This window comes from Nautilia sp. (genome assembly GCF_053994455.1).
Genome location: NZ_JBMYAU010000117.1, coordinates 1 through 10,435, shown reverse-complemented (window position 1 = coordinate 10,435; position 10,435 = coordinate 1). Strand labels below are relative to the sequence as shown.

Sequence of the window (10,435 nt, the reverse complement as noted above, 5' to 3'; positions counted from 1 at the left end):
TTAAATAAATTATTTTTTGAATTTTTTAGATTTTTTAATTGAGTTTTCATTTTAGTTAAAAGCTCTATTGTAGTTACATAATCCTGATATTTGTTTTTTAACTCATAATTTATTTTATCGTCAAAATCTTCATCGTTTTTTTCAGATATAAATAATGCAATTCCGTAACTGTCGCTTTTATCGGTTTTTTCTTTTAATCCGATATATTTAAAATAATGGTGTAATGTGTGAGGATTTATCATTAAATGTTTATATTTATTTTCAGCTAAAATTTTTTGGAGAGTTCTCATATATGAGTTAGTAGCTTCATATCCAAAATAGAATTCATAACCTTTATAATTTTCATTCAAATATAAAATAAAATCTTTTATTGAATTTTCTTTATTAAATATTTGCAAATATTCAAGCTCTTTTTTGTTTCCGTCAAGAAGACATACGTCCAATTTTAATTTACTTACATCAATTCCGATATTTAATCTTTTAGGATTTTTCATTTTTTTACTCCTTTCCTTCTATTCAGGCTTACTGCCTTAGAATATGCTCCAAGATGTAAAGTTATGCCTATTCTTTCTGCCAAGCTCTTTACTTTGCTTTTTATACAGGCTTAATGAAATTCTACTTTTTTTGATAAAATTTCTTAAAAATAATCATAGAAGGCTTTTTATGAGGGTGCTTATAGCATTGTTTTTATTTGTTTTGCTTAACGCCAAAACAATGACGGCCGAATATTACGCAAAATACGGATGGTTCGGTACAATTGCCGAAGCGAAGGGCGTTTACGAAAACAACAAAACAACATATAAAATAGTAACGGTTTCAAAAGCGAAAGGTCTTGCGGCAGTACTTTCTAAACACATGGTGCAAAAATACACAAGTTACGGAATAATAAAAAATCGCCTGCTCATACCCACCGCTTACATATCGTTTAGAAAAAAGGGAAAAGACGTATATAAAAGAATATATCTTTTTGATCATAAAAATAAAAAAATACACCGGCTCCGATACAAAAACTCTCACCTTGAAGGAGAAGAGGATTTGAAATATTACACTCCGGACGATGTTTTAAGCCTCTATTTCAACCTTCCTTATTACCTGAAAAAAAACCCAGGAAAAAAACTCTATACGTTTTATGCATTAGGGGGAAGAAAAACGGACGGAAGGGTGGATGTAACGTTCCCCAAGGGAAAAGAACTTAAAAAAATAAAAAATACATTCGACAACACAAAAGGCGTATATATAAAAGCCAACCTTTATAACAAAGTTTTTGCGGGAGACAAAGGCATATTGTATCTGGTAATAGAACCGAAAAACTGGGTAACCCTTAAAGGAATGGTAAAAAACGTCCTCAAAATCGGGGACTTGAAAGGGGGGATTAAAAATTTTAAACTAATCCCTTAGCTTCGAGATATTTGGTATCGTAGTCATTGTTTATAAAATCTTCGTTTTCCAGCATTTTAAGATGGAAAGGAATCGATGTTTTAATTCCGCTTACCTGAAACTCCTTTAAAGCCTCTTTCATAACTGTAATGGCTTCGTTTCTGTCTTTTCCCCATGTAATCACTTTGGCAATAAGACTGTCGTAATACTGGGGAATTACATATCCGGCATATACGTGCGTGTCAACCCTTACGTCTTTGCCTCCGGGGATGTAAAGTTTTTGGATTTTTCCGGGGCTCGGAATAAATTTTTCAGGATCCTCGGCTAAGATTCTGCACTCAATTGCGTGCCCTTTGATTTCAACCTCTTCCTGAGAAGGAATTCTCTCACCCTCCTCTACCCTTAGCATCCATTCAACCAAGTCGATTCCGGTAACCATTTCGCTTACGGGATGTTCAACCTGAAGTCTCGTGTTCATTTCCATAAAATAAAAATTCAGGTTTTTATCCACCAAAAACTCTATCGTTCCGGCACTGTAATAACCGATTGCCCTGGCGGCTTTTACAGCCGTTTGATGCAGTTTTTTTCTTGTTTCTTCATCTAAAATATTCGCGGGCGATTCTTCTATAAGTTTCTGATGTCTTCTCTGAAGCGAACAGTCCCTCTCACCGAGGTGAATTACGTTTCCGTGTTTGTCCCCTAAAATCTGCACTTCGACATGACGCGGTTTTTCAATATACTTTTCCATATAAATAGTAGGATCCCCGAATGCGCTCTGGGCTTCGCTGCTTGCGGCAAGAAATGCGTTTTCGATATAACTTTCGTCTTCAACAACCCTCATTCCTCTTCCGCCGCCGCCGCTTGCGGCTTTCAAAATTACGGGATATCCTATCTCACGCGCCACTTTTTTCGCTTCTTCAACCGAATTTATCGCCCCTTCGCTTCCGGGAATTACGGGAACCCCCGCTTTTTTCATAACTTCCTTGGCTTTAGATTTGTCCGCCATAAGCTCCATTACTTCAAGAGAAGGCCCTATAAATGATATATTATGCGCCTTACAGACCTCAACAAACGTCTGGTTTTCGCTTAAAAACCCGTATCCCGGGAAAATAGCGTCACATTCAGTCATTTCCGCAGCGGTTATAATCGCGGGAATGTTCAGATAGCTTTCATTGCTTCTCTCAGGCCCCACACATACCGCGCCGTCCGCAAACTTCAAATAAACGGCATCCCTGTCGGCTTTGGAATACACACATACGGCTTCTTTGTTAACTTTATGTATTGCCCTTATGGCCCTGAGGGCTATCTCCCCTCTGTTTGCTATTAAAATTCTTTTCATTTATACCCTTTTTACCCTGAAAAGAGGCGTATCGAATTCAACGGGCTGACCGTCCTCAACCAAAATTTCAAGAATTTCGCAGTCAAACTCTGCTTCAAGTTCGTTCATTATTTTCATAGCTTCGATAATACATAAAGTCTGCCCTTTTTTAACCCTGTCTCCCACTTTTACATACGGAGGCGAATCCGGACTCGGAGCCTGGTAAAAAGTTCCCACCATAGGAGAGGTTATAAGCTCCCCCTCTTCACATTCGACTTTGTTTTCAACATTTTCGCCTGCGGCAGGTGCGGCGGATAAAACAGCCTGCGGCGCCGTTTGCTGCTGAGGAACCTGGTTAACCTGAACGGCGGCCGGAACACTCGCAGATTTGTCCAAATAGATTCTGAATTCCTCATTTTCATATTCGAGCACACTTGCGGTCGATTTATCAAATGCCTCAAGAAGTTTTTTAATATCTTTCAAGTCCATTTATACTCCTTATTTTTTAAATTTGTTTAAACACTGGGTTACAGCGTAATTAATCATTTTCCTGGCTTTGTCTCTATCTTTCATTCACCTAAACCGTATCTGTTTTCTATAGCGTTTAAGGTGCATATACAGTAATTTTCCGTCCCATTTTTACCGGCCACACATCCTTTAAGATAACTATATTCTATATTCATTAGGGTACCTCGCCTCAAAAAATAAAACCGAAACCACCGCTAAAAGAACAAACTTTTTCACATTTACTCTTTTATATTTTAAAATAATAACATAAATTTGATACAATTTTAAATAAATGCAAAGCTGAATATATGGTGACATAGCAACTATCAAATACAAAAACAAAGGCAAAATATGGGTGTCAAATCCGACAACTGGATTAGAAACATGGCTAAAAATTTCGGTATGATATACCCTTTTGAAGAAAAACAGGTAAGAAAGGGAACGATAAGCTACGGGGTGAGCTCTTACGGATACGATATAAGGGTCAGTGACGAATTTATGGTATTTACGAATATAAACTCCACCGTAGTGGATCCCAAAAACTTCGATGAAAGAAACGTCGTAAACATAAAAGGGGACTGCATAATCCCTCCTAACTCTTTCGCCCTTTGCAGGAGTGTGGAATACTTTAAAATGCCCCGCGACGTCCTTGCAATCTGTGTCGGCAAAAGCACATACGCAAGATGCGGCATAATCGTAAACGTAACACCGATAGAGCCCGAATGGGAGGGTCACATTACGATAGAAATTTCAAACACGACCCCCCTTCCGGCTAAAATTTACGCAAACGAGGGAATCGCACAGTTAATATTCTTAGGGGCGGATGACGGTATCTGCGAAACGAGTTATGCGGACAAAAACGGAAAATACCACGGTCAGCAGGGAATAACCCTGCCCAAAGTGGATAAATAACGGAGAATAGAATGGAAAATGTGATTAAATTATGTATCGCTTTGGATAATCCGAGTAAAGAGGAAAATTTAAAACTTGCAAACGAATTAAAAGAATATGCCGATGAGCTCTGGCTTAAAGTGGGTTTTAGAAGCTATATAAGAGACGGGAACGGATTTATAAAAGAATTAAAGTTAATGGGATATAATGTTTTTCTGGATCTCAAACTCTACGACATTCCGAACACAATGGCGGACGCTGCGGAAGAGATTGCAAACCTGGGCGTGGATATGTTTAATGTACACGCAAGTGCAGGTGAGAGCGCCTTAAAAACGGTTATGCAAAGGCTTGAAAAATTTGAAAAAAGACCCCTGGTATTAGCGGTTACGGCTCTTACAAGCTTTAGTGAAGGAGAGTTTAAAAAAATCTACGGCGAGGGCATTGAAAACAAGGCGAAAGAGTTTGCAAAACTCTCTTACGAAGCCGGGCTTGACGGAGTTGTGTGCTCTGCGTATGAAAGCAAAATGATAAAAGACATTACAGATGAAAAATTTATAACTTTAACCCCCGGCATAAGACCGTTCGGGGAAGACGCCGGCGATCAGGCGAGGGTTGCGGATCTTAATCTCGCAAAAGAGCAAAAAGCGGATTTTATAGTGGTGGGAAGACCTGTTTACAAAGATAAAAATCCGAAAGCGAAAGTTGAAAAAATATTAAAAAAACTCAAGGAGATTTAATGAAAAAATTAATTTTAGGTTTAAGTGTTGCGGCAAGCCTGTTTGCAAGCGACAAGCTGCTTTCTCAAAAAGAATTAAATGATGTGTTAAAATCAAGTCTTATTTATCCGAAATTGTCCCAGGATATTAAAAAAGGCATAGTAAAAGTAAGGGGGGTTTTCAAAGACGGTTTTTATATTATAAACATCAAAACACCGAGAGGTGCCGGAAACATATACATTACCAAAGATAAAAAATATACTATACTCGGAAACGTATTAAATAATAAAAACGGTCAACCTCTTAGCGGTAATTTTCCCGTAAATAAAAAAACGGTACAAAACGGAGTGGTTTTCACGTTCGGAAAAGGCAGCAAAGAAATTTATCTTGTAACGGATCCGGAATGCCCTTTTTGCAGGATGATGGAAGCCAAAACAAAAGACAACCTTGAAAAAAACTATAAAGTTCACGTAATTTTGTTTCCTCTCTCCTTTCACAAAGACGCAAAAGCGATGAGTTATTATATTTTAGCCGGTAAAACGGACACCGAAAAAGCCGAAAGGTTCAGAGAAGTTCTCGGAGGCGGCAACAAATGGAAAAACTACCATCCTACAAAAGAGGAAAAAGCCAAATTCGACAAAATGCTTGAAAATTCAAAAAAAGCCGTTGAGGAGCTCGGGGCAAGAGGAACACCGAGCGTATACGACAGTAATTTCAACAAAATAAACTGGACCACTCTCGGAGAGAAAAAATGAGTTTCATAGACGCAACGTTATGTGCAAGCCTGAAAATTATAAGGGCTCTGCACGAAGAAGAAAATATTTTTGAAGAAAAAGGTATAGGGTTCGGCGGAGACAGAAGCTTAAACATAGATCTCATAGCCGAAAAAATTTTTATAAAAGCCCTCAGCGATTACGGAAACATCTTAAGTGAGGAAAGCGGTTTTATAGACAACGGAAAAAACAAAAAAATAATTATCGACCCTATTGACGGAAGTTACAACGTTTCAAACCATATACCCTATTTCGGATGCAGCGTATATCTCGAAAACGAAGCGGCTGTCGTGGTAAATTTAAGCAACGGGGATTATTTCGTAAAAGACAAATACGGAAAAAGATTTGACAACCTGTTTAGAAAACCGTTTGCGGCAAATTACAGGCACGACGTAATCATCTTCGAAAAAGCGTACAAAAATCCGGATATGGTATACAAACTGTGTACCCACGGACTGAAATTCAGAGCGCCCGGGGCGCTGAGTCTCTCTCTTTGTTACGGGGAATTCGCAAAAGCGGTGATTTACAAAGGCGAAATAAGAGAATTTGACATTGCGGCCGCCAAATTTTACAACAGCGAATGCCACTGGCATTTTGAAAACGATTTGATACTTATGAGCCCTAAAAAAGAAGATTTAGAGGAAGTTTTGAGTATAATAAAGGAATAAATATGGGATTCAGCGAATTTTTAAAAAAATTTAAAAAACCTCAGCCTGTAAAACAGGAAAAAACCACAACGTGGATTAAATGTCCCGCCTGCGGCGCGATTAGTTTTTACAAAGAGGTTCAAAAGGAATTTAACACATGCCCTAAATGCGAATATCACTTCAGAATGAGCGCGCTCGACAGGATAGACCTGCTGGCGGATGAAAACACTTTTGTCGAATTCGATAAAGATCTCGAACCTAACGATCCTTTAAATTTCGTGGACAAAAAAAGCTATAAAAAAAGAATCGAAGAAAACTATAAAAAAACGGGCAGAAAATCTTCCGTAATAAGCGGTGAATGCAAAATAAACGGAATACCTGCCCAGCTGGTTGTTTTCGATTTCGCTTTTATGGGCGGAAGTCTCGGAAGCGTGGAAGGCGAAAAGATTGTAAGAGCCGTAAACAGGGCCACCCAAAAAAACCAGGGCGTCGTCATCGTATCCACCTCCGGCGGAGCAAGGATGCAGGAGAGTACGTTTTCTTTAATGCAGATGGCAAAAACCTCGGCGGCGCTTGCAAGTTTGGCCGAACACAACCTGCCTTATATTTCGGTTCTTACCGATCCGACGTTCGGAGGTGTAAGCGCGTCTTTTGCGTTTTTGGGCGATTTCATCATAGCCGAACCGGGCGCCATTATAGGATTTGCGGGACCGAGGGTTATCAAACAGACAATAGGAGAAGATCTGCCCGACGGCTTTCAAAGGGCCGAATTTCTGCTTGAACACGGCCTTATAGATATGGTAGTAAAAAGAGACGAACTTAAAAACACTATCGGCAACCTGTTAAAATACACGCTTAAAAAAGCCGGATAATTCCTTTTTTCCGCTTCACAACTTCACAACTTTTTAATATAATTCGCCAAAAAGGCAATCCGTGGCAATATACGCTCTTCTTGACCGGGACACTTTAAAAAAATACGGTATTTCAATTAAAGATTTCTGCAAAACGGCAAAAGGCCTGAAAGCCGAAATACTTCAGTACAGGGATAAAAACTCTTCACTCGAAGAAAAAAAAGAACGCCTTTTCGAAATAAAAAAACACTGGAAAAAACCTTTAATAATTAACGACACGGTCGAACTTCTCCCTTACTGCGACGGCATTCACATCGGTCAGGAAGACCTCAAAAAATTATGTGATACCTACAATTTATCTGCTTTTGAAATAATATACGCCATAAAAAATGGAGAATGGAGAATGGAGAATGGAGAATTTAAAATTATTAAAAACAATTCCCGGTTTATGAATCAAAACTCTCAATTCTCAATTCTCAATTCTCAATTCATAATTGGTCTTTCCACCCACAACAGAGAAGAAATACTTGAAGCGAACAAACTGCCCCTTAGCTACATAGGGCTCGGCGCGTACCGCCCCACTTCCACAAAACGTACAGACAACATCTTAGAAGAAAAAGTTATGGATTTAATAAAAATTTCACATTTTCCCGTAGCCGTTATCGGAGGCGTTAAAATTTATGATAAAATTCCGTCAAAATTTAAAGTGATAGGAAGCGATATATGCAGGTTAACGTCTTCTCGATTGAGAAAAAAGAAGATTTTCAAAATGAAATAAAAGAATTCATAAAAAAGTCAAAACCTTTCGCCGATGTTAAAAACCGCACTTTATACTCTAATAAACTTGCCAAATCAGAAAACCCCAAATCAGAGTATTCGAAAATATTTGCAAAATATGTTAATGACGGATATAACGTTATATTAACCCCTGAGGGGAAATTAATGGACTCTTGTGAATTTGCAAATATTTTCGAGCACTCTAAAATAAATTTTTTTATAGCAGGTGCTTGGGGCTTTGATGACGAATTCAAAAAAAAAGGGCTCAACATTTCGCTGAGTCCTCTTACAATGAGCCATAAAATTGCAAAAATAGTGTTATTCGAACAAATATTCAGGGCACTAAGCATAAAAAACAACCATCCGTACCACAAATAAAGGAGAAGGAATGAACATGCAAAAGTATCACTTATACAAGGAAATGCTGCTTCTAAGAAAAGCGGAACTCGAAAAAATATTAAACAGTCTTTCAAACGAAATAAAAGACATAAACAAATGCGAAATAAACGACGAAGCTGATTTTGCAGCCGCAAGCATGGACAGCGGAAGGGATTATCAGATATACATCAACCAGAAAAAAGAGCTTGAAGAAATAAACGACGCACTGAAGAAAATAGAAGAAGGAACATACGGAATCTGCGAAATGTGCGAAGATCCTATTCAGGAAGCGAGACTTAAAATCAAACCGTATGCAAAATATTGTATAATATGCAGAGAGATAATTGAAAAAGAAGGAAAATAACAAAAAATGAAAAAATATACCCTTTTTAGCATTATTTTAATAGCTTTAATAACCCTGCTTGTCTATATGGAAGAAAACAGCGCCACCACCTTCAGCCTGCTCGGAATCAACCTGACTCTCCCGAATGCGGTATGGACCGCGGTTTTTCTCGGTATATTTTTTATTTTTTCCATTGTATTTTTCGGTGTATTAAACATAAAAGAGTATTTTTATAAAAAAAACATTCAAAAAGACATAGAAACTTTAATAACCAACATTAAAAACAGAATACTTTACAAAGAGCCTCTAAAAAAAGAGGTGAAAATTTTAAAAAACTGCAACAATTTCGTAAACAATATAAAAGGTCTTAAAATAGAACCTAAAAAATGTGAAAAATTCGAATTTTTGGAAGACATTGAAAAACTCCTTAACGGTGAGGTGATAGAAATCAGCAAATACAAATTAAGCGAAAACAACCCGTGGTTTATACAAAATATAAAAAACAGACTGAAAAAAGAGGAAAATTTCGCAAAAGAGGTTTTGAAAAAATACAAAAACGAAGAGCTTAAAAAACTGGCTTTTAAAATATACGCAAAAAACGCAAGTGTCGGTGAAATTTTAAAATATAACTACGAAATCGACTTTGAAATTATAAAAGCACATTTAAAAGATCCGGATGTAAAATTTTTACTCGAAAAAGCGCAGCTTACTCCTAAAGAAGAAATCGAAATAGCCAAAAGCATTCATCAAACACTTGATCCGGACAGGGAATTTGAAATTGTAAAGCCTTTAAAATGGGCAAGCGCTTATCTCGCCTTGAAATACGAACATATTGAAAGGGCAAAGGAGATAATCGAGGAAAACTATCTTAAATTCTTCGAATTCTTTTTAAAACTCCGTGAAGCCGGAATAAAGGCGGATATTGACGAATATATCGATTCTGAGATCTGATCCTCCCTATTTCTTCTTAGCACCCCTTGCCGGCTATACCGATCTACCGTTCAGAAGCGTTGTCAAAAAATTCGAATGCAATATGACTTTTTCAGAAATGATAAACGTAAACGCTGTCGCTTACCACAACGAAAAAACAAAAAAAATGATGGAAAAGTCCCCTCTTGAGAAACCCTATTTTGTACAGATTGCCGCAAACAACGCCGAAAACGCGGTTAAAACAGCAGAAATTATAAATGAAACCGAATGGATAGACGGAATAGACATAAATCTCGGCTGTCCCGTAAACAAAGCAAGACGCAGTGGTTTCGGAGGGGTTTTGCTTAAAGACGAAAACAGGGATTTTCTAAAAGAACTCGTCAGCGCCGTCGTAAAAACCTCTAAAAAACCGGTAAGCGCAAAAATGCGTATAGGATTTGACAAAAGCGTGGTGGAGGAGAGGGCTAAACTGCTTGAAGATTTAGGGGTTGTGTTTTTAACGATACACGGCAGGAGCGTCAAACAGATGTACAAGGGCAAAGCCGATTACGACGAAATCAAAAAGGGCGTACGGGCCGTAAACATTCCCGTAATAGCAAACGGCGACATAACCGATTATGAAAAGGCGAAATTTGTGCTTGACTATACGGGTGCAAGCGGTGTTTCAATAGGAAGGGGAGCGGTGGGAAAACCCTGGATTTTTCTTGAAATGAAACAAAAAGGCGCAATTACAACGCAGCAGAAAAAAGAAGTTATACTCGAACATTTCAACCAGATGGTTTACTGGTACGGCGAATACGGCGTGATACTTTTTAGAAAACACGCCCACGCGTATTCAAAAGGCATTGCAAAGGCGAGTGAGTTCAGAAGCAGAATGAATGAGGTAAAAGATCCCGAAACCGCAAGAAATCTTATTGAGGAATATTT

14 protein-coding genes are annotated in these 10,435 nt (G+C 38.0%); 11 read left to right on the top strand and 3 right to left on the bottom strand.

What is annotated here, in order from left to right:
- Positions 1-494, bottom strand: a 494-nt coding sequence (locus tag ACXJIE_RS08295) for an IS110 family transposase (RefSeq protein WP_456480503.1), incomplete at its 3' end; no start/stop codon positions are given.
- Between the two features lie 169 nt (positions 495-663).
- Between ACXJIE_RS08295 and ACXJIE_RS08290 the strand changes: the two genes are divergently transcribed.
- Positions 664-1,398 carry a DUF3108 domain-containing protein gene (locus tag ACXJIE_RS08290; protein ID WP_456480502.1) on the top strand — a complete coding sequence of 245 codons (735 nt, stop codon included), beginning with the start codon at positions 664-666 and terminating at the stop codon, positions 1,396-1,398.
- On the opposite strand, the gene ACXJIE_RS08285 is transcribed toward ACXJIE_RS08290, so the two are convergent.
- Positions 1,382-2,716, bottom strand: coding sequence for an acetyl-CoA carboxylase biotin carboxylase subunit (locus ACXJIE_RS08285; protein WP_456480501.1), 1,335 nt, complete (start codon positions 2,714-2,716; stop codon positions 1,382-1,384). The genes ACXJIE_RS08290 and ACXJIE_RS08285 overlap by 17 nt on opposite strands.
- Positions 2,717-3,184, bottom strand: a complete 468-nt coding sequence (gene accB, locus ACXJIE_RS08280; RefSeq protein ID WP_456480500.1) for an acetyl-CoA carboxylase biotin carboxyl carrier protein — start codon at positions 3,182-3,184, stop codon at positions 2,717-2,719. It abuts the gene before it with no gap.
- Between the two features lie 369 nt (positions 3,185-3,553).
- Here accB and dcd point away from each other — a divergent pair, with 369 nt between their 5' ends.
- From dcd to ACXJIE_RS08230, 10 genes are all read left to right on the top strand, one after another.
- Complete coding sequence (dcd, locus tag ACXJIE_RS08275; protein ID WP_456480499.1) at positions 3,554-4,114, top strand: dCTP deaminase; 561 nt, start codon at positions 3,554-3,556, stop codon at positions 4,112-4,114.
- A 23-nt stretch (positions 4,115-4,137) separates the two neighbouring features.
- The gene (gene pyrF, locus ACXJIE_RS08270) at positions 4,138-4,830 is read left to right on the top strand and encodes an orotidine-5'-phosphate decarboxylase (RefSeq protein ID WP_456480504.1); all 693 of its coding nucleotides are present in this window, start codon (positions 4,138-4,140) and stop codon (positions 4,828-4,830) included.
- Positions 4,830-5,564, top strand: coding sequence for a thioredoxin fold domain-containing protein (locus ACXJIE_RS08265; RefSeq protein ID WP_456480498.1), 735 nt, complete (start codon positions 4,830-4,832; stop codon positions 5,562-5,564). Before pyrF ends, ACXJIE_RS08265 begins: the two co-directional genes overlap by 1 nt.
- Positions 5,561-6,250, top strand: coding sequence for an FIG domain-containing protein (locus tag ACXJIE_RS08260; RefSeq protein ID WP_456480497.1), 690 nt, complete (start codon positions 5,561-5,563; stop codon positions 6,248-6,250). The genes ACXJIE_RS08265 and ACXJIE_RS08260 overlap by 4 nt, the downstream gene beginning before the upstream one ends.
- A gap of 2 nt (positions 6,251-6,252) precedes the next feature.
- Positions 6,253-7,101 carry an acetyl-CoA carboxylase, carboxyltransferase subunit beta gene (gene accD / locus ACXJIE_RS08255; protein ID WP_456480496.1) on the top strand — a complete coding sequence of 283 codons (849 nt, stop codon included), beginning with the start codon at positions 6,253-6,255 and terminating at the stop codon, positions 7,099-7,101.
- Positions 7,102-7,162: 61 nt separating this feature from the next.
- Positions 7,163-7,858, top strand: coding sequence for a thiamine phosphate synthase (locus tag ACXJIE_RS08250; protein ID WP_456480495.1), 696 nt, complete (start codon positions 7,163-7,165; stop codon positions 7,856-7,858).
- The gene (locus ACXJIE_RS08245; RefSeq protein WP_456480494.1) at positions 7,804-8,235 is read left to right on the top strand and encodes a 23S rRNA (pseudouridine(1915)-N(3))-methyltransferase RlmH; all 432 of its coding nucleotides are present in this window, start codon (positions 7,804-7,806) and stop codon (positions 8,233-8,235) included. The genes ACXJIE_RS08250 and ACXJIE_RS08245 overlap by 55 nt, the downstream gene beginning before the upstream one ends.
- 10 nt (positions 8,236-8,245) lie before the next feature.
- Entirely contained in the window at positions 8,246-8,599 is a 354-nt protein-coding gene (dksA, locus tag ACXJIE_RS08240) for an RNA polymerase-binding protein DksA (protein WP_456480493.1), read from the top strand.
- 6 nt (positions 8,600-8,605) lie between these two features.
- Complete coding sequence (locus ACXJIE_RS08235; RefSeq protein WP_456480492.1) at positions 8,606-9,529, top strand: hypothetical protein; 924 nt, start codon at positions 8,606-8,608, stop codon at positions 9,527-9,529.
- Positions 9,501-10,435: tRNA dihydrouridine synthase (locus ACXJIE_RS08230; protein WP_456480491.1), on the top strand; the 935-nt coding region annotated here is incomplete at its 3' end. The genes ACXJIE_RS08235 and ACXJIE_RS08230, both read left to right, overlap by 29 nt.

Coding starts and splice junctions, on each gene's coding strand:
- ACXJIE_RS08290 (WP_456480502.1), top strand. CDS start 664: ATGAGGGTGCTTATAGCATTGTTTTTATTTGTTTTGCTTAACGCCAAA.
- ACXJIE_RS08285 (WP_456480501.1), bottom strand. CDS start 2,716: ATGAAAAGAATTTTAATAGCAAACAGAGGGGAGATAGCCCTCAGGGCC.
- accB (WP_456480500.1), bottom strand. CDS start 3,184: ATGGACTTGAAAGATATTAAAAAACTTCTTGAGGCATTTGATAAATCG.
- dcd (WP_456480499.1), top strand. CDS start 3,554: ATGGGTGTCAAATCCGACAACTGGATTAGAAACATGGCTAAAAATTTC.
- ACXJIE_RS08265 (WP_456480498.1), top strand. CDS start 4,830: ATGAAAAAATTAATTTTAGGTTTAAGTGTTGCGGCAAGCCTGTTTGCA.
- ACXJIE_RS08260 (WP_456480497.1), top strand. CDS start 5,561: ATGAGTTTCATAGACGCAACGTTATGTGCAAGCCTGAAAATTATAAGG.
- accD (WP_456480496.1), top strand. CDS start 6,253: ATGGGATTCAGCGAATTTTTAAAAAAATTTAAAAAACCTCAGCCTGTA.
- ACXJIE_RS08245 (WP_456480494.1), top strand. CDS start 7,804: ATGCAGGTTAACGTCTTCTCGATTGAGAAAAAAGAAGATTTTCAAAAT.
- dksA (WP_456480493.1), top strand. CDS start 8,246: ATGAACATGCAAAAGTATCACTTATACAAGGAAATGCTGCTTCTAAGA.
- ACXJIE_RS08235 (WP_456480492.1), top strand. CDS start 8,606: ATGAAAAAATATACCCTTTTTAGCATTATTTTAATAGCTTTAATAACC.